At 50.1% G+C, this 23,850-nt stretch carries 21 protein-coding genes; 9 read left to right on the top strand and 12 right to left on the bottom strand.

Annotated elements, in window-relative coordinates; genetic code table 11:
* Positions 1-507, bottom strand: a complete 507-nt coding sequence (ftnA, locus tag E2566_RS09745) for a non-heme ferritin (RefSeq protein ID WP_015840082.1) — start codon at positions 505-507, stop codon at positions 1-3.
* 374 nt (positions 508-881) lie between these two features.
* Here ftnA and E2566_RS09740 point away from each other — a divergent pair, with 374 nt between their 5' ends.
* Positions 882-1,112, top strand: coding sequence for a DNA polymerase III subunit theta (locus E2566_RS09740; protein ID WP_107170652.1), 231 nt, complete (start codon positions 882-884; stop codon positions 1,110-1,112).
* A gap of 354 nt (positions 1,113-1,466) precedes the next feature.
* Here E2566_RS09740 and E2566_RS09735 read toward each other — a convergent pair whose 3' ends face one another.
* Positions 1,467-3,518, bottom strand: a complete 2,052-nt coding sequence (locus E2566_RS09735) for a S9 family peptidase (RefSeq protein ID WP_107170653.1) — start codon at positions 3,516-3,518, stop codon at positions 1,467-1,469.
* 200 nt (positions 3,519-3,718) lie between these two features.
* Here E2566_RS09735 and purT point away from each other — a divergent pair, with 200 nt between their 5' ends.
* Positions 3,719-4,897: a formate-dependent phosphoribosylglycinamide formyltransferase gene (gene purT, locus E2566_RS09730; protein WP_107170654.1), complete on the top strand. Its 1,179-nt coding sequence runs from the start codon at positions 3,719-3,721 to the stop codon at positions 4,895-4,897.
* A gap of 259 nt (positions 4,898-5,156) precedes the next feature.
* On the opposite strand, the gene E2566_RS09725 is transcribed toward purT, so the two are convergent.
* A complete protein-coding gene (locus E2566_RS09725; RefSeq protein ID WP_107170655.1) occupies positions 5,157-5,798 on the bottom strand; it encodes a bifunctional 4-hydroxy-2-oxoglutarate aldolase/2-dehydro-3-deoxy-phosphogluconate aldolase in 642 nt (213 codons plus the stop codon).
* A gap of 166 nt (positions 5,799-5,964) precedes the next feature.
* Entirely contained in the window at positions 5,965-7,440 is a 1,476-nt protein-coding gene (gene zwf / locus E2566_RS09720; RefSeq protein ID WP_107170656.1) for a glucose-6-phosphate dehydrogenase, read from the bottom strand.
* A 384-nt stretch (positions 7,441-7,824) separates the two neighbouring features.
* Here zwf and E2566_RS09715 point away from each other — a divergent pair, with 384 nt between their 5' ends.
* The gene (locus E2566_RS09715; protein ID WP_010275858.1) at positions 7,825-8,694 is read left to right on the top strand and encodes a MurR/RpiR family transcriptional regulator; all 870 of its coding nucleotides are present in this window, start codon (positions 7,825-7,827) and stop codon (positions 8,692-8,694) included.
* Between the two features lie 383 nt (positions 8,695-9,077).
* Positions 9,078-10,520, top strand: coding sequence for a pyruvate kinase (gene pyk, locus E2566_RS09710; protein WP_107170657.1), 1,443 nt, complete (start codon positions 9,078-9,080; stop codon positions 10,518-10,520).
* A 115-nt stretch (positions 10,521-10,635) separates the two neighbouring features.
* On the opposite strand, the gene lpxM is transcribed toward pyk, so the two are convergent.
* The 3 genes from lpxM to znuA all read right to left on the bottom strand — a co-directional run bounded on the left by lpxM (position 10,636) and on the right by znuA (position 14,208).
* Positions 10,636-11,607: a lauroyl-Kdo(2)-lipid IV(A) myristoyltransferase gene (gene lpxM / locus E2566_RS09705; protein WP_107170658.1), complete on the bottom strand. Its 972-nt coding sequence runs from the start codon at positions 11,605-11,607 to the stop codon at positions 10,636-10,638.
* Between the two features lie 255 nt (positions 11,608-11,862).
* Complete coding sequence (gene mepM / locus E2566_RS09700; protein WP_107170659.1) at positions 11,863-13,185, bottom strand: murein DD-endopeptidase MepM; 1,323 nt, start codon at positions 13,183-13,185, stop codon at positions 11,863-11,865.
* Between the two features lie 12 nt (positions 13,186-13,197).
* Positions 13,198-14,208 carry a zinc ABC transporter substrate-binding protein ZnuA gene (gene znuA / locus E2566_RS09695; RefSeq protein ID WP_107170660.1) on the bottom strand — a complete coding sequence of 337 codons (1,011 nt, stop codon included), beginning with the start codon at positions 14,206-14,208 and terminating at the stop codon, positions 13,198-13,200.
* A gap of 76 nt (positions 14,209-14,284) precedes the next feature.
* On the opposite strand from znuA, the gene znuC reads away from it, so the two are divergent.
* Positions 14,285-15,043 (top strand): zinc ABC transporter ATP-binding protein ZnuC, encoded by a 759-nt coding sequence (gene znuC, locus E2566_RS09690; RefSeq protein ID WP_107170688.1) that lies wholly within the window; start codon positions 14,285-14,287, stop codon positions 15,041-15,043.
* The gene (gene znuB, locus E2566_RS09685) at positions 15,040-15,825 is read left to right on the top strand and encodes a zinc ABC transporter permease subunit ZnuB (protein ID WP_107170661.1); all 786 of its coding nucleotides are present in this window, start codon (positions 15,040-15,042) and stop codon (positions 15,823-15,825) included. Before znuC ends, znuB begins: the two co-directional genes overlap by 4 nt.
* Positions 15,826-15,910: 85 nt before the next feature.
* On the opposite strand, the gene E2566_RS09680 is transcribed toward znuB, so the two are convergent.
* Positions 15,911-16,870: a LacI family DNA-binding transcriptional regulator gene (locus tag E2566_RS09680; RefSeq protein WP_107170662.1), complete on the bottom strand. Its 960-nt coding sequence runs from the start codon at positions 16,868-16,870 to the stop codon at positions 15,911-15,913.
* A 457-nt stretch (positions 16,871-17,327) separates the two neighbouring features.
* Here E2566_RS09680 and E2566_RS09675 point away from each other — a divergent pair, with 457 nt between their 5' ends.
* The 3 genes from E2566_RS09675 (at position 17,328) to E2566_RS09665 (ending at position 20,677) form a co-directional block, all read left to right on the top strand.
* Entirely contained in the window at positions 17,328-18,656 is a 1,329-nt protein-coding gene (locus E2566_RS09675; protein WP_107170663.1) for a PTS sugar transporter subunit IIC, read from the top strand.
* 165 nt (positions 18,657-18,821) lie between these two features.
* Positions 18,822-19,127, top strand: coding sequence for a PTS lactose/cellobiose transporter subunit IIA (locus E2566_RS09670; protein WP_107170664.1), 306 nt, complete (start codon positions 18,822-18,824; stop codon positions 19,125-19,127).
* A gap of 170 nt (positions 19,128-19,297) precedes the next feature.
* Entirely contained in the window at positions 19,298-20,677 is a 1,380-nt protein-coding gene (locus E2566_RS09665) for a carbohydrate porin (RefSeq protein ID WP_107170689.1), read from the top strand.
* Between the two features lie 76 nt (positions 20,678-20,753).
* Here the strand turns inward: E2566_RS09665 and ruvB are convergent, their stop codons facing one another.
* The 4 genes from ruvB to E2566_RS09645 all read right to left on the bottom strand — a co-directional run bounded on the left by ruvB (position 20,754) and on the right by E2566_RS09645 (position 23,843).
* Positions 20,754-21,764: a Holliday junction branch migration DNA helicase RuvB gene (ruvB, locus tag E2566_RS09660; RefSeq protein ID WP_107170690.1), complete on the bottom strand. Its 1,011-nt coding sequence runs from the start codon at positions 21,762-21,764 to the stop codon at positions 20,754-20,756.
* 7 nt (positions 21,765-21,771) lie between these two features.
* Entirely contained in the window at positions 21,772-22,389 is a 618-nt protein-coding gene (gene ruvA / locus E2566_RS09655; RefSeq protein WP_107170665.1) for a Holliday junction branch migration protein RuvA, read from the bottom strand.
* A 91-nt stretch (positions 22,390-22,480) separates the two neighbouring features.
* Positions 22,481-23,002, bottom strand: a complete 522-nt coding sequence (ruvC, locus tag E2566_RS09650; RefSeq protein ID WP_107170666.1) for a crossover junction endodeoxyribonuclease RuvC — start codon at positions 23,000-23,002, stop codon at positions 22,481-22,483.
* Between the two features lie 97 nt (positions 23,003-23,099).
* Positions 23,100-23,843, bottom strand: a complete 744-nt coding sequence (locus E2566_RS09645; protein ID WP_107170667.1) for a YebC/PmpR family DNA-binding transcriptional regulator — start codon at positions 23,841-23,843, stop codon at positions 23,100-23,102.
* Between the last annotated feature and the right edge of the window lie 7 nt (positions 23,844-23,850).

The raw sequence follows: 23,850 nt of genomic DNA, 5'->3' as shown, positions 1-23,850 counted from the left end.
TTAGGCTGACGGTGCCGCCGCAGACATTTTTTTCAAGTCCTGATCGATGAAGAATAGACCGCCTTCACTCGCTTTGACCAGAGCCAATTTGTCCAGAATAGAACGGAACAGCTTTTCTTCTTCATGCTGTTCGGCCACGTACCATTGCAGGAAATTAAAGGTAGAATAATCCTGCAAGGCCATCGCCGCATGCGCCAGCTCATTAATTTTTGCTGTAATCAACTGTTCATGTTCATAGGTCAACTTGAAGACGTCAGCCAGTGAATCAAAATCAATCGGCGGTGCAGCAATCGCGCCTAGCACAGGCAGGCTTCCCGTATCATCCAGATAGTCAAACAGGCGCTGCATGTGCTGCATTTCTTCCTGAGAATGTGTCTTCAGGAAACTCGATGCGCCTTCAAAACCTTTATCACCGCACCATGCACTCATTTGCAAATACAAATTCGCGGAATAAAACTCCAGATTAAGTTGCTCATTCAGCTTCTGAATCATTTCTTTTTTTAGCATAGTAACTCCCTATTTTTCCCGGCAGGTGAAATTATTTAGGGCATTATGCCTGAAAAAACAAAATAAAAAACACTTTATTAACAGCAACAAAATATTAATATAATAACCATAAAAAACAATGCATTATAAAAATTGCTATTGATATTTATTATCACTTAAGAGCGATTTTAATGTATTATTGCGAATCATTTTTATTACCAAAAAAGTTACAATATCGAGCTATATCACTTACGATAAATCTGTATTAAAAATGATTCCTATTTCGCAATCAGAATAATAAACATCCACATGACAAAGTGAACACTTGCCATTTTTCTGTCGCTACTTTACCGTGACACCTATCAGTCTGTGGCCAATAGGCAGGAGAAAGCGATATGGGACATAATCTGGCAGAATTGTCCAAAGAGGATATGGATAAAGTTAACGTAGATCTGGCAGCATCAGGTGTTGCCTTCAAAGAACGTTATAATATGCCAGTCATTCCTGAGGTTGTGGAAAGAGAACAGCCCGATCACCTGCGTAACTACTTTCGTGAACGTGTGATGTTTTATCGCCAACGCTCGTTACAGTTCTCTCGTTTACCCTACGAGCCTAAGTCTAAATAGCGATTTCCCTCCTTCCAATCCAACACGGGTTTACCGTGGAAAACATCCCTTTCCACGGGTTACATTCTTACACAGCAAAAATGATTTTCTGCTTGCATATTGGCTCGCACAAGAGGTTAATGGAATAGCACCCTAACCTTTTATCAAGCGAGGCAAGATATGAGTAAAGGACTGGATAGCAAAAAGAACGGTAAGAAAAAACCATTGAAAACGGCCGCCGAAAAACGGGCCGACAAAAGAGCGAAGAAAGCACAAGCTGATATTACCTGAGTCCTGATGTTGCCCAAGTAATGTGCCATGCCGATCGGGTAAACCCGAAAATGGGTTTACCCTCATAACCGCAGTTGCTAGCCCTTATTCGTGACCGTCTTCTGCTTTTTCAAGCACCATCAATAGGAAAGCATATTCTAGCGCGATATCATCATAGCGTTTGAAGCGACCGGATTTTCCACCGTGCCCAGCATCCATATCGGTGTATAACAACACCAGACGATCGTCCGTTTTAACTTCCCGTAATTTTGCTACCCACTTTGCAGGTTCCCAATACTGAACCTGAGAGTCGTGTAACCCAGTAGTCACCAGTAAATGTGGATAGCGCTGAGCGGTCACACCGTCATAAGGACTATATTGCTTGATGTAGTCATAGTAGGTTTGTTCATTCGGATCGCCCCACTCGTCATATTCTCCGGTCGTCAGCGGAATTGACTCATCCAGCATTGTCGTCAACACATCAACAAACGGAACCTGGGCCACAACCCCTTTGAACAGATCGGGTGCCATATTGACTACCGCGCCCATCAAGAGCCCTCCCGCACTCCCTCCCATCGCGAACATGTTTTCTCTGTCGCCATAGCCTTTTTCTATCAATGCCTGGGACACATCGATGAAATCCGTGAAGGAATGCATCTTATTGAGCAACCGACCATCGTCATACCACCGCTGACCCAATTCACCACCGCCACGAATGTGCGTTAAGGCAAAAACGAACCCTCGATCCAACAGGCTCAGACGGCTAACGCTGAAATCTGGCTCCATGCTATTTCCATAGGCACCATACCCGTAAACCAGTATCGGGTTCTTACCAGGGCTGAAGTGATCGCGGTGATAAACGAGGGAAACGGGTACATCAACACCGTCCCTGACGGTGATCCATAAACGCTCGCTCCGATAGTTATCCGGGGAGAAATCTTTTACCTCAGCTTGCTTAAGTAGCTGCTGGTCGCCCGTGTCCAGATTCAATTCATACAGCGTGCTGGGCGTTGTCATTGATGAGTAACCATATCGCATCAATGCCGTTTCTGGCGTAGGATTGTACGACAGCCACGTCACATAGCTCGCATCATTGAAAGCGATCGTTTTCTCTTCCTGTGTATGCCAATGGATCTGACGTAATCGGGTTAAACCGCGTTCCCTTTCTTCGACCACCAGCCAATCACGGAACAGTTCAAAACCTTCCAGAACGCGGTGTTCACGTGGAGCAATCAGTGTTTCCAGCGTTTGTTCATCAGGCTTATCCGAACGGTAAAGGCCGAAGTTCTTTCCTTCTCGGTTGGAGCGTAGGTAAAATCGTCCCTGATAGTGATCGATGCCATATTCATGATCTTTCCGGCGTGGAATGCATACCTGCGGCACAGCCTCTGGGATTGTCGCGTCGAGCAATAGCACCTCAGTCGTTGTGGTGCTGCTGAGATAAATGGTGATGTAGTGCTCTGATGTCGTTTTGCTCAGGCTGACATAATAGGTGTCATCTTTCTCTTCATATATCAGTTCATCTTGTGCCGGGTCGCTCCCCAGACGGTGACGGTAGACCTGATACGGCAATAGCGTTTGTTCATGTTTACGCACGTAGTACAACACCGTCGAATCTGCCGACCATTCAGCACCTGCGGTCACATTTTCGATCACATCCGGTAACCATTCGCCGCTGTTAAGATCGCGAAAACGAAGTGTGTACTGCCGACGGGATAAAAAATCCTCCGAGAGCGCCAACAGCGTGTTGTTTGGGCTAACCTCAAGTGCGCCGAGACTATAAAATTCATGTCCCTCCGCACGTTGATTCCCATCTAACAGCGTTTCCCACGTTTCTGTTGCGTGCTCAAGCTGGCGCAGATAGATGGCGTACTCTTTGCCCGGCTCATAGCGACTTTGGTAGCGATAACCTTTTCTGACATACGGCACCGACATGTCCGTCGACGGAATGCGTTTAACCATTTCGTCATACAGCGACCGTTTACGTGCTTCGTGAGGCGCCATAATGGCTTCACTATAGGCATTTTCCTGTTCCAGGTAGGACAACACCTGCGGATCGGTACGCTGGTCATCACGCAGCCAGTAATAATTGTCGATACGCGTATCGCCATGTGTGCTTATCGCGTGGGGCTTTTTTTCAGCTTGCGGTGTCTTCATCGCGTCGGATCTCATTGTCTTGACATAAAATTTTCACTCTGTAAGAAGAGTGGCACGATTGCCCAGCAATGCCAAGCCACGTCCTTGTCTCTTGGTGCGCTTTTGCGTAATACATTCCAGAGCCCGCCCTCTTTAATGCGCACGCAAACGTTTTCGTTTATACTGCGGCCATTTTTCACAACCCGATCAGGTATAAGGTTATGTTAACGATTGGAACCGCCCTGCGTGCGGATGCCACACGAGTGATGTTGCTTGGCTCCGGTGAATTAGGCAAAGAAGTGGCGATTGAGTGTCAGCGCCTTGGAATCGAAGTGATTGCGGTCGATCGCTATGCCGATGCCCCTGCGATGCAGATTGCACATCGCAGCCACGTCATCAATATGTTGGATGGCGACGCATTAAAAGTGTTGGTTGAAGCAGAACGTCCTGATTATATCGTGCCGGAAATTGAAGCCATCGCCACCGATATGCTGGTGGCATTGGAAAAACAAGGCCACCATGTTGTCCCCTGTGCTGAAGCGACACGCCTGACGATGAACCGTGAAGGCATCCGCCGTCTGGCTGCCGAAACCCTCGGTGTGCCGACATCCACCTACCGTTTTGCCGACAGCAAAGAGAGCTTTCATCAGGCAGTAGAGGCAATTGGCTACCCCTGCATTGTGAAGCCAGTCATGAGTTCATCCGGCAAAGGGCAAAGCCTGATTCGCTCCGCTGAGCAGTTAGATCAAGCGTGGAACTACGCCCAACAGGGTGGTCGTGCAGGCGGCGGGCGCGTCATCGTTGAAGGGTTGGTAAATTTTGATTTTGAGATCACCCTGCTGACCATCCATGCAATTGATGGCATTCATTTCTGTGCACCAATCGGTCACCGACAAGAAGAGGGTGACTATCGTGAATCCTGGCAGCCGCAACAGATGAGTGAACTGGCACAGGAACGCGCGCAAAAAATGGCCAGCGATGTCGTAAAAGCGCTCGGCGGTTATGGCCTGTTCGGCGTTGAGCTGTTCGTCTGCGGGGATGACGTCATCTTTAGTGAAGTCTCCCCTCGCCCACACGATACCGGCATGGTGACGATGATCTCTCAGGATCTGTCCGAATTTGCCCTACACGTTCGCGCTTTCCTTGGGCTGCCAATTGGCGCGATTCGTCAGTACGGCGCATCGGCTTCTGCCGTAATTTTGCCGGAACTGGAGAGCAACAACGTACGCTATCAGGGACTGGAAAGCGCGCTCCTCCCTCATACGCAAATTCGCCTGTTTGGCAAACCGGATATCAGCGGCAAACGCCGTATGGGCGTTGCGCTAGCCAGTGCAGAAACGACAGACGATGCTGTTGAAATCGCCAAGCGCGTCGCGGCGAACGTAGACGTTAGCGGTTAATATCTACTGTTGCTGATTAGGTGGAGTAAACCGTCACTGACGGCGTACACAACGCTCGTCATAAAAAAACGTAGGGAACGTTTTTCAACGTCGCTTGCGACGGCCCGCAGGGTGACGGACAAGGATGTCCGTCATAAAAAAACGTAGGGAACGTTTTTTAACGTCGCTTGCGACGGCCCGCAGGGTGATGGACAAGGATGTCCGTCATAAAAAAGGCCACTCGCAGTGAGTGGCCTTCGTCATTCAGTAGCCAGTAAACTTACGCTTTTGCGCCTGCAACAGCTTCACGCGCCAGTTCAGTAATACGTGCGTAATCACCGCTTTCCAGTGCATCGTTCGGCACCAGCCAAGAACCACCCACACACAGCACGCTTTTCAGCGCCAGGTAATCACGGTAGTTATTCGGCGTAATACCACCAGTCGGGCAGAAACGGATATGAGCAAATGGACCCGCGATCGCCTGAAGCGCTTTCACGCCGCCGTTAGCTTCGGCTGGGAAAAATTTGAACTCACATAAGCCGTAATCCATACCCAACATCAGTTCAGACACGGTGCTAATACCTGGAATCAACGGAATATTGCCTTCCGTTGCCGCTTTCAGCAGTGGCTCGGTCAATCCCGGACTAATGGCAAACTGCGCACCCGCCTCAACCACCGCAGCCAGTTGCTCAGGGTTTGTCACCGTACCCGCACCCACGATGGCTTCGGGTACTTCTTTGGCAATCGCACGGATCGCATCGATAGCACAGTCGGTACGCAATGTCAGTTCCAGAACGCGAACGCCGCCCGCGACTAACGCTTTTGCCATCGGCACCGCGTGTTCCAGTTTGTTGACCACAATCACAGGAACAACGGGACCCGTTGTCAAAATCTGTTCCGCGCTCGTTTTCCAGTTTTTCATCAAAAGTTATCTCCAGTCATGCCCGAAGGCATCATTAATTATATAGCGCGCCCCTGCCACAGGGATCTGCGTTGCCGCAGATGCCAACCGCACCGTAAGCCATACATTAAAACCGTGGAATGCCGGCATACTTCGGCATTCCAGCTACTGACGTATTATCAAAAAATTACTCGAACTCATTCCAGGAACGACCATCGCGAGTGATCATCGCTACGGATGCGACAGGCCCCCAGCTTCCCGCCTGGTAAGGCTTCGGTGCATCGTTGTCCATCGCCCACGCATCCATGATGGAATCCACCCATTTCCAGGCTTCTTCAACTTCATCACGACGGACGAACAGCGCCTGAATCCCGCGCATCGTTTCGAGCAACAGACGCTCATAGGCATCTGCCAAATGCTGCTGATTAAAAGTTTCAGAGAAACTCAAATCCAGCTTCACCGTTTGCAGGCGGTGCTTATGCTCTAATCCCGGAATTTTATTCAGAATCTGGATTTCCACACCTTCATCCGGCTGTAAGCGAATGATCAGTTTGTTCTGCGGTAACTGCTGGTATGAATCATGGAACAGATTCAACGCAGGATTTTTAAAGTACACCACCACTTCTGAGCATTTTGTCGGTAAACGTTTACCCGTACGCAGGTAGAACGGCACGCCAGACCAGCGCCAGTCGTCGATGTCGACACGAATCGAGACAAAGGTTTCCGTGCTGCTGCTTTTGTTCGCGCCCTCTTCTTCCAGATAGCCCGGCACTTTATGACCCTGAACAAAACCGGAAGTATATTGGCCGCGTACGGTCGTTTCGTGCACGTTGGAACGGTCAATACGACGCAGTGAACGCAACACTTTCACTTTTTCGTCACGGATGCGATCCGTCGTCAAATCAGACGGCGGTGACATCGCAATCATCGTCAGAATTTGTAACAGGTGATTCTGGATCATGTCGCGCATCTGACCGGCTTTGTCAAAATAGCCCCAGCGCCCTTCAATCCCGACTTCTTCCGCTACCGTAATCTGTACATGGTCGATCGTCCGGTTGTCCCAATTTGAGGAGAACAACGAGTTGGCAAAGCGCAACGCCAACAGGTTTAGAACGGTTTCTTTACCCAGATAGTGGTCGATGCGGTAAACTTGGCATTCGTTAAAGAATTCCGCGACCTGATCGTTAATCACACGCGAGGACGCTAAATCGGTACCCAGCGGTTTTTCCATCACCACACGTGCCGGGTCTTTATTTAGCCCTGCGGCTCCCAACCCTTTGCAAATCGCACCAAATGTGCTGGGCGGCATCGCAAAATAGTTGATGGTAGTACGATTTTTCTGGTCAAGCATCTTGCCCAGTTTGTTGAACGCTTTCGTGTCTTCCACATCAAGATTGCAGAAATCCAGACGACTGCTTAGCGTTTCCCACAACTTATCGTCGATGGCTTCTTTCATAAAAGTGTCAAGCGCTTCGCGCACGACGCGGGTATACTCCGCTTTATCCCAATCCGCACGACCCACTCCAATAATTTTGGTGTCCGTATGGATGTGCCCTGCTTTTTCCAACTGGTACAGGGAAGGCAGCAATTTACGGCGCGCCAGATCGCCCTTGGCACCGAAAATAACCAGATCGCACGCTTGGGCTGTTGAAGTTACCGCCATGTTCATCTCCTCGTTGCAGGATGCTGTAATTTTATTACAGCGCTAATGTACTCTTTTTGACTACAGCCAGTAAACCCATCATAAAAATGCCAAATAACGGGTGGTATTGACCGAAAACCACACATAAATCGGTCTGTGCCGTGGTTGGAATCACTTATTGATTTGCCCTAAACCGAAATTTTTCGTCGTTTTTGACAGTCGATTACTTTTCTGAAAGTTAGACACATGTCATGTTCTGGCAAAAAAAGGGCACAACTTAGCATGTTGCACGCTGCCAACCACCACAGGGTCGTAGTATATTTTCATGACCTGCATTTTTTCACGTAATGCATGCCAGTTGTACCTTTAGTTGAAATTGGAAAAAACTTACATGGCCCTTGTCGTATGAATATGCTGGAAAAAATCCAGAGTCACTTAGAACTCTTGAGCAAATCAGAAAGAAAAGTGGCTGAAGTGATCCTGAGCACTCCGCAGACGGCCATTCACTCCAGCATCGCGACCTTGGCAAAAATGGCCGACGTCAGTGAACCAACGGTTAATCGTTTCTGTCGTCGCCTTGAAACTAAGGGTTTTCCCGATTTTAAACTACATCTGGCGCAAAGTCTGGCAAACGGTACGCCGTATGTGAACCGTAACGTTGAAGAAGATGACAGCGTTGACGCCTACACCAGTAAAATCTTTGAATCCGCGATGGCTGGCTTAGAGCAGGTGAAATCCAGTCTGGATGTCACTGCCGTCAACCGCGCCGTGGATTTGCTCACGCAGGCAAAGAAAATCTCTTTCTTTGGCTTGGGTGCCTCCGCCGCCGTCGCACACGATGCGATGAACAAATTTTTCCGCTTCAATATCCCCGTCGTTTATTTCGATGACATCGTTATGCAGCGCATGAGCTGCATGAATTCCAGCGACGGCGATGTCGTAGTGTTGATCTCCCATACTGGCAGAACCAAGAGTCTGGTCGAAATGGCACAGTTAGCGCGCGAGAATGATGCAACCGTGATCGCCATTACCTCGGACGGCACACCGCTGGCGCGTGAAGCCTCGCTAGCACTGCGGCTTGATGTGCCTGAAGATACCGATGTCTATATGCCGATGGTGTCCCGTATCGCTCAGTTAACGCTGATCGATGTGCTGGCGACAGGATTTACTTTACGCCGCGGAGAAAAATTTCGTGATAACCTGAAACGGGTCAAAGAGGCCTTGCGCGAATCACGCTTTGATAAAGATGAACGATTGATCAATCCCTTCAGGTGATAGGTCATTTTTAGATTGTGCTTTGTTTTTGAGTTATACCTTATACCCTAAATAATTCGAGTTTCAGGAAGGCGGCAAGCGAGGGAGTCCCGATGAGCTTACTCAAGTAAGTGATTCGGGTGACTGAGCGCAGCCAACGCACATGCAACTTGAAGTATGACGGGTAATGAGAAATGAGCGGTATCATCAACCTGTTTCATCTTGAGGTGACCAGAGACTACGGTCATGGAAAGATGACGGGGATTACCTGTACAGTATGATAATCAGACTCAACACGATGTTCGAATAACGCAGGTGAAATAGTTTGTTGTAAAGTGACATTTTGCACCGTTATTCGACGCTTAATCGCAACACGACAGCTTCACAAGTGAACGGAGTTATACATGTCCAGACGGCTCAGAAGAACCAAGATTGTCACCACCCTGGGGCCCGCTACCGACCGTGATAATAATCTTGAAAAGATTATCAGTGCGGGCGCTAACGTAGTACGCATGAATTTTTCTCACGGCACAGCAGAAGACCATCAATTACGTGCCAACAAAGTTCGTGAAATTGCGGCAAAATTAGGCCGCCATGTTGCCATTCTTGGCGATCTACAGGGTCCAAAAATCCGTGTTTCTACCTTCAAAGAAGGTAAAATTTTCCTGAATGTCGGCGACAAATTCTTACTAGATGCCAATTTAGCGAAAGGCGAAGGCGATAAAGAAAAAGTCGGGATCGATTATAAAGGCTTGCCGAGCGACGTGGTGCCAGGCGATATCCTGCTATTGGATGATGGTCGGGTACAGTTGAAAGTCCTTCAGGTTGAAGGTCTGAAAGTATATACCGAAGTCACCGTTGGTGGGCCGTTGTCTAACAACAAAGGTATCAACAAACTCGGTGGCGGCTTGTCTGCCGAAGCGCTGACGGAAAAAGATAAAGCCGACATTATTACTGCCGCAAAAATTGGCGTCGACTATCTGGCTGTCTCTTTCCCACGTACCGGCGAAGACCTCAACTACGCACGCCGACTCGCACGTGACGCAGGCTGTAACGCCAAGATCGTATCAAAAGTTGAACGCGCAGAAGCCGTTTGTTCAGATGCCGCAATGGATGACATTATTCTGGCTTCCGACGTGGTGATGGTCGCGAGGGGCGATCTGGGCGTCGAAATTGGCGATCCAGAACTGGTGGGGATTCAGAAGAAGTTGATTCGCCGCGCCCGTCAGTTGAACCGTGCGGTTATTACCGCTACGCAGATGATGGAATCGATGATCACTAACCCGATGCCAACACGCGCCGAGGTGATGGACGTCGCCAACGCCGTACTCGATGGCACCGATGCAGTGATGCTGTCAGCAGAGACCGCGGCGGGTCAATATCCTGCTGAAACCGTCGCTGCCATGGCGAAAGTGTGTTTAGGCGCGGAGAAAATTCCAAGCATCAACGTTTCCAAACATCGCCTTGACGTGCAGTTTGATAACACGGAGGAATCGATTGCGATGTCTTCCATGTACGCGGCCAACCACCTGAAAGGGGTTACCGCGCTGATCGCCATGACGGAATCTGGCCGCACTGCGCTAATGATGTCCCGTATCAGTTCCGGCTTGCCCATTTTCGCCATGTCTCGTCATGAGCACACGCTGAATCTGACCGCACTGTATCGCGGCGTCACCCCTGTGCATTTCGATAGTTACACCGATGGCGTTGCCGCGGCCAATGATGCGGTGATCCGACTGCGCGATAAAGGCTTCCTGATGTCTGGGGATCTGGTCATCGTTACACAGGGTGACATCATGGGGACGGTAGGTACAACCAACACGATTCGCATTCTACGCGTGGAATAATCATTGCATGACCGATCCGCTACGTAGTGGTGGGCGGTTCATTCGAGCAAAAAGCCGGACGATTTCTCGTCCGGCTTTTTTATCCATCGGCGGCTACCCGCGATTCATCTCGCAATTAATTACGGTATAAATCATCCCGACAATACGGCTCAATTTCTCCCGGCTTACGGGTTTTTAACAGCTTCAGAATCCAGGTGTACTGTTCTGGGTTCGGCCTGACCAGAATCTCTACCTCTTCATTCATGCGCCGTGCAATGTAAGCATCATCCGCTTCCGCCAAATCATCCATCGGCGGACGTATAAACACATCTAGGCAACCGTCTTTGGCGTTATACACCGGGAACAGCGGCACAATATCAGCGCGACACACTTTCATCAGCCGTCCGACGGCAGGCAACGTTGCCTTATAGGTTGCGAAGAAATCCACAAACTCGCTGTGCTCAGGGCCGTGATCCTGATCGGGTAAATAATACCCCCAGCACCCGGAGCGCACGGAGCTAATAAACGGTTTAATACCATCGTTGCGGGCATGGATGCGTCCACCGAAGCGACGACGTAACCGATTCCACCAATAATCCACCAGCGCATTTTTCTGGTTGTGGAACATCGCCGCCATACGCTGCCCGCGAGAGGTCAGCAGCATCGCTGGGATATCAACGCCCCATCCATGCGGAACCAGAAAGATCACGTTCTTCTCTTGCGCTTTAATGCGTTCAAGAATGTCTTCACCATGCCAGCGCACATACTTCTCTATTTTCTTCGGGTTACGAATCCCCACTTCTACCATCATGATCATCGACTGAGGTGCCGTCGCAAACATGTCGTCAATGATGGCTTCGCGCTGTGCTTCCGTTAATTCCGGCATGCAATACAGCAGATTAATGCGAGCACGGCGGCGGGCACCTTTTGATATTCTCCCAACAAAACGCCCTAACCCGCCCAGCACCGGGTTTCTTAACCGAGCGGGAATATAGGCCGCGAGTGCCATCACACCAACGCCTAACCAAACGCCCCAATAGCGCGGATGAAAAAAGGCGCGTTGAAACTGGGGAACAAATTCAGCGTTCGATTTTTTTTCTTTTTCCATGCCTAAACTCTTCAGATCAATCAATAAACACAATCATAATTGTCGCTTAGCGTTTAGCAACACCCGCCAACAATTACGCAAAAACACATCTGCTCGACAATAAAAAACCAAGAGCCTGCGTTCTATAAATGAAAATGCCGGCAGCAAGCCACCGGCATAACATGCAGTCCGTACTATCCTAAATCATTCGAGTTGCGTGACAAAACGTTAACATTTTGACCAACGCACAAACAACGTAAAGTATGACGGATATCGTTAATCAAACTTAAGCTGCGGCACGACTTCCTTCACCTGCGCCAGATAGTCACGACGCTCTTTACCTGCCAGCCCTTCAGAGCGCGGCAGTTGCGCCGTTAACGGGTTAACTGCCTGCTGGTTGATCCAGAATTCGTAGTGCAGATGCGGCCCAGTGGAGCGCCCTGTGTTACCAGATAGCCCGATGCGGTCGCCACGTTTCACTTTCTGCCCTGGCTTAACCAGAATACGATGCATATGCATGTAGCGCGTGGTGTACTGGCGGCCGTGACGTATAGCGACATAATTCCCCGCAGCACCGCTGCGCTTTGCAATCACCACTTCGCCATCCCCAACGGCCAGAACGGGTGACCCTACCGGCATAGCAAAATCGACACCTTTATGCGGTGCGACGCGCCCGGTCACCGGATTCAAACGACGTGGATTAAAGTTGGAGGAAATTCGGAACTGTTTCATGGTCGGGAAACGCATAAAACCACGCGTCAGACCAGAGCCTTCGCGATCGTAGAATTTGCCGTCTTCCGCACGAATGGCGTAATAGTCTTTACCACCGGTATTCAGGCGAACACCGACCAGCTCACTTTGTTCACTTTTACCATCAAGCATTTCACGGGACATCAGCACAGAGAAGGTATCGTCTTTGCGTAATTTACGGAAATCCAACTGCCATTGCAGCGCTTTGATGACTTCACGCACTTCTGTGCTGGTCAAGCCAGCATTTTTTGCGCTGCTGACAAAACTGCCACTCACCCGACCATTCAGTACGCTGTTGCGCCACTCACCTTTCAGCGTTTCAATTCGCTCTTTAAAATCTGTACCCACACGCTCATAAATGCGAGTTTCACGGCGGGACATCTGCCAAGTCAAGCTTTGCAGATCGCCATTCTCTCCCAAAGCCCAGGATAGCTGTTGACCAATTTTCAAGTTTCGCAAATCTTTATTCTGGTCAGCGAGTTGGGTGACATCGGCAATATCAATGCCGTACTGCGTCAAAATACTGCTTAAGGTATCCCCCGTAGAGACGATGTACTCGTGGACGTCGCCTTCATCGGCAACCTTATCATCGAGCTCATCTTGTGGGATGTCATCATCAGGCGAGGGTTGATCTATCGGCTCACTGGCTTCAGGCGTCAGAGTACGCAGTTGGCTGGTTTCCAGGTCGATATCTTTCACAATGACAGGGGCATCATCGACGTGGGGATAAACAAAAGGCCGCCAAACAGCGACGGCCAATGTCACAACGGTAAGCGACCCCAGCATGACGCGATGGGGGCGTGGTAAACTGTTATACGCCAGAGCGATAGTTCGGACTATCTGCTGCACTTATTCGTATCCTCATAATTTTTCCTCCAGACAGCTCACATACTGGTTCGATAGCTGCAACAAGAAATCGGCATAGCTATCTCTACCCAGTGCAATATTGCTCCCCAATGGATCGAGCACACCCGAGCGCACGTCGGTTCCCTTGGCAACAGCATTAATAACGGCTGGCCTGAATTGTGGTTCAGCAAAAACGCATACGGCTTTGTGCTCAACCAACTGTGTTCGTATTTGATGTAAACGCTGTGCACCGGGCTGAATTTCGGGGTTAACAGTAAAGTAACCCAAGGGACTTAATCCATAGTGTTTCTCAAAATAGCCATAGGCATCATGGAACACGAAATAGCCTCTACCCTGCACAGGCGCTAGCATCTTAACAATTTTTTCATCTGCTTGTGCAATTTTATCCGTGAAATAAAGCAGATTCGCGTCTAGTTTGTCCTTATTCTGAGGCATAAGTTCCAATAATTTTGCATGAATAGCGATTGCCGCCTGTTTTGTCATCTCCGGCGAGAGCCAAATGTGCATATTGTACTCACCATGATGGTGATCATCGTCGACGTCATCATGGCTGTGCTCGTGACCTTTTTCATGCTCATCATGTGCCTGCTCATGGCTATTTTCATGATCGTGTCCAGCCTCTTTTTCCAGCGCAGATTTAATGCCTGGCAGCGTGGAAAGCGCAATCTGCTTTGCTGGCGAAATTTTCGCTAACGGTTTCCCAAGGAAGGCTTCCATTTCCGGCCCAACCCAAATCACCAGGTCGGCGGACTGTAAACGCTGGACATCAGACGGGCGCAAGGCATAATCGTGGGGCGATGCACCATCAGGTAATAGAACCTCAGTTGGCGTCACGCCATCGGCAATCGCCGACGCAATGAATCCCAAAGGGCGAATGGACGTAATGACCGCAGCGGATGCCGCGTTGATTGACATCCCGCTTGCGAGTAGCGCGCTGGCAACAAACACACTTTTTAACCATTTTTTTGGCTGAATACATTTTTTTTGTTGAATTGATTGCTGCATGAAAGTCGATCCCATCGATTTTTATCGTGTTGTTTGTTATATTATAACGTTACATGAGTTATGCAAACCGAATTATATGTCTACATTGGTATCACTTAATAATATTTCAGTAACATTTGGCAGCCGAAAGGTTCTGTCAGATATTTCTCTGACCTTGCAGGAAGGTCGAATTCTGACGCTGCTTGGGCCGAATGGCGCAGGAAAATCAACGTTAGTGCGCGTGGTCCTGGGACTGCTTTCCCCCACTTCTGGCTCGCTGGTGCGCGATCCTGCGCTGCGTATCGGTTACGTTCCACAGAAGCTGCATCTGGATACCACCCTGCCCTTGACCGTCAGCCGTTTTATGCAACTGCGCCCCGGCGTGAAAAAGCAGGATATTTTACCCGCCCTTAAACGCGTTCAGGCTGCGCACCTGCTGGAACAACCGATGCAGAAACTCTCCGGTGGCGAAACCCAACGCGTCCTCTTAGCTCGCGCACTGCTCAACCAGCCTCAGCTTCTGGTGCTGGATGAACCGACACAGGGTGTCGACGTCAATGGGCAACTGGCACTGTACGACCTGATTAATCAGCTACGGCAGGAATTCCACTGCGGCGTACTGATGGTGTCACACGATTTGCATTTGGTGATGGCGAAAACCGATGAAGTCCTGTGCCTTAATCAGCATGTTTGCTGCTCCGGTACGCCCGAAGTGGTTTCCCTTCATCCCGAATTTTTAGCCATGTTTGGTCACCGTGGCACGGAGCAATTAGCCATTTATCGCCATCATCATAATCATCGCCATGACCTGCAAGGGCGCATCATTCTAAAAAGACAAGGTGGAAACGACGCATGATAGAGCTGCTGTTTCCCGGTTGGCTGGCGGGAATGTTGCTGGCTATTGCCGCAGGCCCGCTCGGTTCGTTCGTCGTCTGGCGACGGATGTCTTACTTCGGCGATACGCTGGCGCACGCATCCTTACTCGGCGTTGCATTTGGTCTGCTGCTAAACATCAACCTCTTTTCCGCCGTCATCGCCGTAACGCTCATTCTGGCACTCGGGTTGGTCTGGCTGGAGCGACGCCCCTATCTGGCCGTCGATACCTTGCTCGGCATCATGGCACACAGTGCGCTCTCGCTTGGATTGGTCGTCGTCAGCCTAATGAACAATGTACGCGTGGACCTGATGGCGTACCTGTTTGGCGATTTACTCTCCGTCACCACAGAAGATCTGTGGGTTATCAGTGCTGGCGTGATCGTCGTTGTCGCCGTCATGCGTTGGCAATGGCGCGCCCTGCTTTCCATGACAATCAGCCCTGAGCTGGCGCATGTCGACGGCGTGAAGCTCCAACGCACCAAGTTGCTTCTCATGCTGACGACTGCATTAACGATTGGCATTGCCATGAAATTTGTTGGCGCATTGATCATTACCTCACTGCTGATCATTCCCGCCGCTAGCGCCAGACGTTTTGCACGGACGCCGGAACAAATGGCAAGCATCGCGATTATTGTTGGCATGATTGCCGTGACAGGCGGTTTGGCCTTCTCGGCCGGCTACAATACACCGGCGGGACCCTCGGTGGTACTGTGCGCATCATTGCTGTTTATTGTCAGCCTGATTAAGCGGCAACCCACTTAGTCATTGGTAAAAAACCAAAACGAAAAGCCCTTCTGAAGCAGATATTCAGAAGGGCTTTATATTTTGAAGGCAGCGTGACCCGTTTCTATTTCCGGTTGGCCATATCTGGAATGATTAAATCGCCCCGTAAGACATACGACCCCAGTACATCCTGCGTTTTTTCATTAAGCCAGGAGACAATTCTGGCGGCTACCGCATCCATCGAGTATTCAATTGCCGGTATTGCCGGGATGCCCGGAACATCGAGAGAACCGGCAAGACTGAATACCATAATGTCTTTTGGCACCGATTTATTAAACGCCTGAAGCTGTGTAATAACACGCTTGGCTTCCAGTTCATCCGCGACCAGCAACGCATTGAAATTCAGCGTCGTACTGTTATTGAGCAGCACTTGCAACGCTACCGATGACGATGAAGAGGAATCCATAAAAATCAGGTTGCGGTTAAACGGCAGAAAGTTATTTTCTAGCGCTCGCTTATACCCTAACAGCACCTGTTCCGCCGAGCTGCTGGCGGCGGGATTAATCAGTGCGATTTGCCGTCGTCCCTGCCGAATCAGGTAATTACACGCTGTTTCTGTGGCAAAAGCATGATCGAATTGTAGGCTGTTGGTGGTATCAGTCTCCATGCAGTCGATCAGAATAATGTTCTTATCGGCCAGATTCAGCGGAAAACGGGCGCCGATGATTAAAATATCATCACACAAGCCGCTAGTCAGTTCATCCAGCACGCTCAGCACTTCTGTCCTACTGCTGGCAAACCGTAACAAGAGGTGCTTTTGATGCCGACTAAAGTGTTTTTCCAGCGCATAGAGATAGCCGGTCGTCTGGTTGATGTTGTCCTGTGCGCAAATGACGCCGATACACCCAGTTGACTGGCTTAACAGCGATTGAGCGATAACGTTTGGCCGATATTTAAGCTCATCAACCGCTTTTAATACCGCAAGCCGGCTGGCTTCCTTTACACCGCGTGAACCACTCAACACCCGGGAGACTGTGGCTTTGGACACCCCAGCTAAACGCGATACATCGTTGATTGTAGACATTATTTGCCCCTGGAGAACGCTAAATCCGACTCGAAATCTGTGCACTGACCCTAAATTATATTGCCTTGCAGTATAACCGTTTCCATCCAGCATGGAAACCGATTATCCATTTAACAGCCAATAGACATTTCAGCCACTAAGATGTGATGTAAATCTAATTAATACCGCCGGAAATCGTCACACATTGACGGGCATCACAGTTCTCTTTTCTTTGAATGGAAAACGGTTTCCATATGATATCCAATCATCCTGGCAATAACTTTTTACATTCTGCTTAGCGAAAAATGCGATCCATTGCGGAAGAAACATAACGGTATAAGCTTATGTTCATAAAAGGTTGCAGCACGCGACATTTTCATCGGGCCTGTTAATACAAGGGGTTACGAGATGTAATGTAGCGATAACGTACTTGATGATGATCTATCGCCACCGCGGCGATACATAAAAAGGTGTTCATATGAGTTCCTTATATCAATCAATGATTGCCGCTATCGAACAATCGATTACCCCACTGGCTGGGCGTTTAGGGCAACAAAAGTATGTGATCGCTATCCGCGATGGCTTTACCGCCGCTCTCCCCTTTATGATCATCGGCTCGTTTATGTTGGTGTTTATTTTCCCCCCCTTCTCCGCCAATACCACCGTCGGGTTTGCGCGCGCCTGGTTGGACTTCTCTATCACCTATCGCGAACAATTGATGCTGCCTTTCGAGTTGAGCATGGGCGTGATGACATTTTTCATCTCCGTAGGTGTGGGGGCCAGCCTGGGACGACAGCTTCAACTCGATTCCGTGATGTCTGGCCTGTTGGCATTTATGGCTTTCCTGCTCGTCGCGGCGCCTTACGCAGATGACAAAATTTCTACCGAGTATCTGTCAGGGCAAGGCATCTTTACCGCCTTACTGACGTCTATCTACGCCACTCGCGTTTATGCCGCCCTGAAGCAGCACAAGATTACGATTCGCCTGCCGAAAGAGGTGCCAACGGGAGTCGCCCGCTCATTTGAAATTCTCATTCCCGTGTTAGTGATTGTCGCCACACTGCATCCACTTAACCTCTTCGTTGAGGCGCAAACAGGGATGATCATTCCCGAAGCGATTATGCACCTGCTGGCACCGCTGGTTTCCGCCTCAGACTCTCTGCCCGCTATTCTGCTGTCCGTGCTGCTGTGCCAGCTTTTCTGGTTTTCGGGTATCCACGGTTCGCTGATTGTCACGGGCATCATGAATCCATTCTGGATGACTAATCTGGCCGTGAATCAGGCCGCGCTGGCGGCAGGCGAAGTATTGCCGCATATCTATTTACAGGGATTTTGGGATCACTATCTGCTAATCGGTGGCGTCGGCTCAACGTTGCCTTTGGCATTTCTGCTGTTACGCAGCAAAGTCACGCACTTGCGTACCATCGGCAGAATGGGTGTTGTACCGAGCTTCTTCAACATCAACGAGCCGATCATGTTCGGCGCACCGATCATCATGAACCCGATGCTGTTTCTCCCTTTCGTCTTCGTACCTATGATCAATGCCGTACTGGCGTACACGGCAACCAAAATGGGCTGGCTGGCACAGGTCGTATCGCTCACACCCTGGACGACACCGGCTCCCATTGGCGCATCGTGGGCAGCAAACTGGAGTTTCAGCCCGCTGATCATGTGCCTGCTGTGTATGGTGTTTTCCGCGCTAATGTATTTACCGTTCCTGCGTGCCTATGAACGTACGCTAATGAAAACTGAGGAACAAAAAATACAGAGCGATATGTCACTGACAAAAACAGTGAGCAGTAATTAATGGGATTAATAAAAACAGTAATAGCTATTAAATAGAAGAAAGAAAATAAAGCGTTCAGTGTCGGGTGTTTTTATTATTCACATTCACCGACCTAAACGACATTCAAGAACGCGGCATAGAAAATACATGCTGCGAATATTCGTTCACATAAAAATAGGTCATATGATGATTACATTAGAAGATGCAGTAATGGAAATTATCGTCAATGCTGGGCAGTCGCGCAGTCTGTGTTTTGAAGCACTGCATGCAGCAAGAAAAGGCGATATTGATGAAGCTAAAAATTTGTTGAAGGAAGCCGATGGCTATGCACGTAAAGCGCATCATATGCAAACCCAGTTGATCGAGCAGGATGCAGGGGAAGCCAGACAACCGATGACATTAATTATGGTTCATGCTCAAGATCATTTAATGACATCGCTACTTGCTCGCGAATTATCAGAAGAAATTATTCATCTTTATCAACGGCAATAATGCAAATAATGAATGCCTCTTGAAAGGAGGAGCGATTACGTCAGTTATTTAATTACGTCATGCTGTTAAAAAAAAATAACAATCACCTTGTTCTGAGCGTCGCATCATTATTACGCCAATCAGAGCGGGATGGTTATTGTCTGAAAATAACTTACCGAATTGAGATGATTATGACAAATTGCAAAAAACTTCCCGTTACGCTGGCGGTACTGGCTGCCCTTTGCTCCGGTTCCGCGCTCGCACAAGAAACGATTACTCAGGAACAATTAGACCGAATTGTTGCTCAGGCAGTGGAAAAAGCGCTGGCAGAACGTCAGGCCAAGTTAGACGCGATTGCCAGCAAGCAAGTCGACCCTCTGACAACACCTGAGGCACCCAAAACCCCTGACATGGCGATACCTTATGGCGTCGAATTCACCGGTTATGCACGTTACGGCGCGCAATTCCAGAGCGGTGACCAGAAATATGTCGCGGTTGACGGTTCCTACAACGGGGGTTCCGCGCTGGGTCGTCTGGGTAATGAAGGCAACGGTGGTGAATTTCAGCTTTCCAAGGCATTCAAGAGTGACAACGGCGCAATCTGGGATGTCGTCGTGATGATCGACCACTGGGGTGATGAGGTTAATCTGAAGAAGGCCTATGCGGGCGTTACTAACCTTTTCGCCTCTCAGCCAAATGCCTACCTGTGGGCCGGTCGTGATTTCCATCAGCGTCCACAGCAGGGTATCAACGACTACTTCTGGATGAACCACGACGGTCAGGGCGCGGGGATAAAGAACTTTGATCTCGGCGGTATTCAATTTGATGTCGCGGCCGTCGCGGCCGTGGAATCCTGTAACCCTGAAATAATCACGAATAATGCGAACCCTTCACGCATCAGCTGTACTGGCAGTTCTGGTACGGGCGATAAAGGTAATTACGCTCTGACATCCAAAGTACACGGTATCAAACTGGGGCCGTTGGATCTCGCTCTGTACGCAAACTACGGTTTTGATTCAAAAGCAGTGGATAACAATGCGCGTCTGAAAGCCTGGCAAGGCGGCGCGGTCCTGAGCCACACGGGGAAAAATAGCCTCAATCAGTTTATCACTCGCTATTCGAACAATGCGGATAACAGCGTTTACAACAAAACGGACAACCTGAAAACCTTCTATGCCAGCTTTGAAGGCAAATACAAATTCACGCCGCAAACGCAGGTCGAATATCTGCTGGCCTACCACGACTACTCGAATGACTCAGCCAGTCAGGACGATCGTCGTAACTACAATGCCATCGTTCGCCCGATGTATTTCTGGAATGATGTGCATTCCACCTGGCTTGAAGCAGGCTATCAGCATGTAGATTACGGTCAGGGAGGTGATAACAAAGGATGGAAACTGACGCTTTCCCAGAATGTCTCGATCGCCATGGGACCGGAGTTCAGACCGATGCTGCGCTTCTACGTCACCGGCGGGGAAGTGGATAACAAACACACCGCGCGGACAACGACCGGCGTCAACACGCAGCTGGATTCGTTCAACGTTGGGGCAATGTGGGAAGCCTGGTTCTAATCACATAAATTCAGGGATACCGCGTGGTCTCCCTGAGTATGGAAAGCATTTCTTAAGCGATACGTTTTTTCACTCGTTAACTTAAATCTTCACGCGTTAAGCCAAAATGCCGATAGGCGTGCTGCGTCGCCATTCGACCACGCGGTGTACGCTGAATAAATCCTTGTTGAATAAGAAACGGTTCCAATACATCTTCGATAGTTTCGCGCTCTTCGCCAATCGCGGCGGCCAAATTGTCCAGCCCGACAGGGCCGCCCATGAATTTATCGATGATCGCCAACAGCAGCTTACGATCCATGTAGTCAAAACCTTCGGTATCCACCGCCAGCATATCCAACGCCTGCGTCGCTACGGCTCCGGTAATCGCACCTTCCGATTTAACCTCAGAGAAATCACGTACCCGGCGCAACAGCCGGTTAGCAATACGCGGCGTGCCACGCGCACGACGAGCCACTTCAAGGGAACCTTCCGGTGTCAGATCCAGCCCTAGGCACTGTGCGCTGCGGCCAACGATATACTGTAAATCCGCCACATTATAAAATTCCAGACGCTGCACGATGCCAAAACGATCGCGCAGCGGCGAGGTTAACGACCCCGCACGCGTCGTTGCGCCAATCAGCGTGAAAGGAGGTAAATCGAGCTTAATTGAGCGGGCCGCTGGCCCCTCGCCGATCATGATATCCAGTTGATAATCTTCCATCGCCGGATACAGCACTTCTTCCACCACGGGCGACAAACGATGAATTTCATCGATAAACAAGACATCATGCGGCTCGAGATTGGTCAACAACGCAGCAAGGTCGCCCGCTTTTTCCAACACCGGGCCCGACGTTGTGCGCATGTTCACGCCCATCTCATTGGCGACAATATTCGCCAACGTCGTTTTACCCAAGCCGGGAGGACCAAAAATGAGCAGATGATCCAGCGCATCCCCACGTTTGCGAGCGGCTTGAATGAAAATTTCCATCTGCTCACGCACCTGTGGCTGGCCCACATACTCTTTCAGCAGCTTAGGGCGCATCGCGCGGTCGAGAAATTCTTCTTCGGGAATAGCGTCAGCGGAAATTAAACGATCGGCTTCTATCATGAATACCTCACAGCGCTGCGCGCAGTGCATCCCTGATCAGGGTTTCACAGTCAGCATCAGGACGCGCGATCTTGGAAATCATACGGCTGGCTTCCTGCGGCTTATAGCCCAGCGCCACCAGCGCCGCGGCAGCTTCCGATTCGGGATCGCTGGCACGGCTTTCTGCGCTAGCTGGCGATGCCAACGGAATATCGCTGACCGGATTAAACAGATCGCCGCTCAAGCCCTTGAAGCGATCTTTCATTTCCACCACCAGCCGTTCTGCCGTTTTCTTACCGACGCCAGGGAGTTTAACCAACGCACCGATCTCTTCACGCTCGACTGCACTGACAAACTGCGGCGCGGACATGCCAGAGAGAATCGCCAGCGCCAGCTTAGGCCCAACGCCGTTCACTTTAATCAGCTCGCGGAACAGTGCCCTCTCCTGCTTATCATTAAAGCCGTATAGCAATTGCGCATCTTCGCGAACCACAAACTGGGTAAAAATAATCGCTTCCTGATTGAGTTCAGGAAGCTCGTAAAAGCACGTCATCGGCATATGGACTTCATAACCCACACCGTTAGCTTCTATCAGCACCTGCGGTGGCTGTTTTTCCAGAATAATGCCTCTGAGACGACCTATCACGTTGCGCTTCCTTTTACGTAGGGAATGAATGGCTTGAAGTATGACGAGTATATAACATAAAAAAGGCTGGATGAATATCCAGCCTCCTGTTTCAACGCAGTCGTCCTGCCAGCGGGTTAACTTTCGCCGCCGCAGTTCGCAGCAGGCTCTGATTAAAGTGGCAATGTGTAATGGCAATCGCCAAGGCATCTGCGGCATCTGCCTGCGGGCTAGCCGACAGTTTCAGCAATGAGCGAACCATATGCTGCACCTGCTTTTTATCCGCCGCACCTGTTCCTACCACGGTTTGCTTGACCAACCGCGCCGCGTATTCAAACACGGGCAGATCCTGATTCACGCCGGCGACGATAGCCACACCGCGTGCCTGCCCCAGCTTCAAAGCCGAATCCGGGTTTTTCGCCATGAAAACTTGCTCAATCGCCATACAGTCTGGCCGAAATTGCGTAATGATTTCACTGACGCCCGCATAAATCAGCTTCAACCGCGTGGGCATGTCATCCACCACGGTACGAATGCAACCACTACCGAGATACGTCAGATGCCGTCCCTGCTGGCGGATAATGCCATAACCCGTGACGCGCGAACCGGGGTCAATGCCGACTATTATTGTCATAGTGCTACGATTGTCATAGTGCTACGATCATCATCATGCTGCTCCGCCGATTCGCCCGTGTAGATAGTCGTTTCTATTTAGCATTACCGAGCGGCCGTTACAGCAGTTCAGCCACCTCATCGGAGATCTCACCGTTATGGTAAACCTCCTGCACATCGTCGCAGTCTTCCAGCATGTCGATCAGACGCATCAGCTTCGGTGCCGTTTCTGCATCCATATCCGCCTTGGTTGACGGAATCATGGACACTTCAGCCGCTTCGGCTTTCAGGCCAGCCGCATCCAACGCATCTTTCACGTTACCGAACGTTTCCCACGGCGTGAAGACGTCAATCGCACCGTCGTCATACGTCACAACGTCATCAGCACCGGCTTCTAGCGCCGCATCCATCACCGCATCTTCATCCAGACCCGGCGCATAAGAAATGACGCCTTTCTTGGTGAAGAGGTATGACACGGAACCATCAGTCCCCAGATTACCGCCGGTTTTGGTAAACGCGTGACGCACCTCGGAAACGGTACGGTTGCGGTTGTCACTCAGGCATTCCACCATGACAGCCGTGCCACCCGGTCCGTAACCTTCATAAATGATGGTTTCCATGTTGGCATCATCGTCACCGCCGACACCACGAGCAATCGCGCGATTCAGCGTATCGCGCGTCATGTTGTTGGACAGTGCTTTATCGATCGCTGCGCGCAGACGTGGGTTAGACCCAGGATCGCCGCCCCCCAGACGGGCTGCGGTAACCAGTTCGCGAATAATCTTGGTAAAGATCTTACCGCGCTTGGCATCCTGTGCTGCTTTACGATGCTTTGTGTTAGCCCACTTACTATGACCTGCCATAAAAATC

Origin of the sequence: Pectobacterium punjabense (assembly GCF_012427845.1) — a bacterium.
GTDB classification, from domain to species: domain Bacteria; phylum Pseudomonadota; class Gammaproteobacteria; order Enterobacterales; family Enterobacteriaceae; genus Pectobacterium; species Pectobacterium punjabense.
Note: the sequence above shows the minus strand (reverse complement) of the source record. Positions and strands in the feature narration are given on the sequence as shown.

Excerpts from the sequence above, each read along its gene's own strand:
- ftnA (WP_015840082.1), bottom strand. The coding sequence starts at position 507 with ATGCTAAAAAAAGAAATGATTCAGAAGCTGAATGAGCAACTTAATCTG.
- E2566_RS09740 (WP_107170652.1), top strand. The coding sequence starts at position 882 with ATGGGACATAATCTGGCAGAATTGTCCAAAGAGGATATGGATAAAGTT.
- E2566_RS09735 (WP_107170653.1), bottom strand. The coding sequence starts at position 3,518 with ATGAAGACACCGCAAGCTGAAAAAAAGCCCCACGCGATAAGCACACAT.
- purT (WP_107170654.1), top strand. The coding sequence starts at position 3,719 with ATGTTAACGATTGGAACCGCCCTGCGTGCGGATGCCACACGAGTGATG.
- E2566_RS09725 (WP_107170655.1), bottom strand. The coding sequence starts at position 5,798 with ATGAAAAACTGGAAAACGAGCGCGGAACAGATTTTGACAACGGGTCCC.
- zwf (WP_107170656.1), bottom strand. The coding sequence starts at position 7,440 with ATGGCGGTAACTTCAACAGCCCAAGCGTGCGATCTGGTTATTTTCGGT.
- E2566_RS09715 (WP_010275858.1), top strand. The coding sequence starts at position 7,825 with ATGAATATGCTGGAAAAAATCCAGAGTCACTTAGAACTCTTGAGCAAA.
- pyk (WP_107170657.1), top strand. The coding sequence starts at position 9,078 with ATGTCCAGACGGCTCAGAAGAACCAAGATTGTCACCACCCTGGGGCCC.
- lpxM (WP_107170658.1), bottom strand. The coding sequence starts at position 11,607 with ATGGAAAAAGAAAAAAAATCGAACGCTGAATTTGTTCCCCAGTTTCAA.
- znuA (WP_107170660.1), bottom strand. The coding sequence starts at position 14,208 with ATGCAGCAATCAATTCAACAAAAAAAATGTATTCAGCCAAAAAAATGG.
- znuC (WP_107170688.1), top strand. The coding sequence starts at position 14,285 with ATGTCTACATTGGTATCACTTAATAATATTTCAGTAACATTTGGCAGC.
- znuB (WP_107170661.1), top strand. The coding sequence starts at position 15,040 with ATGATAGAGCTGCTGTTTCCCGGTTGGCTGGCGGGAATGTTGCTGGCT.
- E2566_RS09680 (WP_107170662.1), bottom strand. The coding sequence starts at position 16,870 with ATGTCTACAATCAACGATGTATCGCGTTTAGCTGGGGTGTCCAAAGCC.
- E2566_RS09675 (WP_107170663.1), top strand. The coding sequence starts at position 17,328 with ATGAGTTCCTTATATCAATCAATGATTGCCGCTATCGAACAATCGATT.
- E2566_RS09670 (WP_107170664.1), top strand. The coding sequence starts at position 18,822 with ATGATTACATTAGAAGATGCAGTAATGGAAATTATCGTCAATGCTGGG.
- E2566_RS09665 (WP_107170689.1), top strand. The coding sequence starts at position 19,298 with ATGACAAATTGCAAAAAACTTCCCGTTACGCTGGCGGTACTGGCTGCC.
- ruvB (WP_107170690.1), bottom strand. The coding sequence starts at position 21,764 with ATGATAGAAGCCGATCGTTTAATTTCCGCTGACGCTATTCCCGAAGAA.
- ruvC (WP_107170666.1), bottom strand. The coding sequence starts at position 23,002 with ATGACAATAATAGTCGGCATTGACCCCGGTTCGCGCGTCACGGGTTAT.
- E2566_RS09645 (WP_107170667.1), bottom strand. The coding sequence starts at position 23,843 with ATGGCAGGTCATAGTAAGTGGGCTAACACAAAGCATCGTAAAGCAGCA.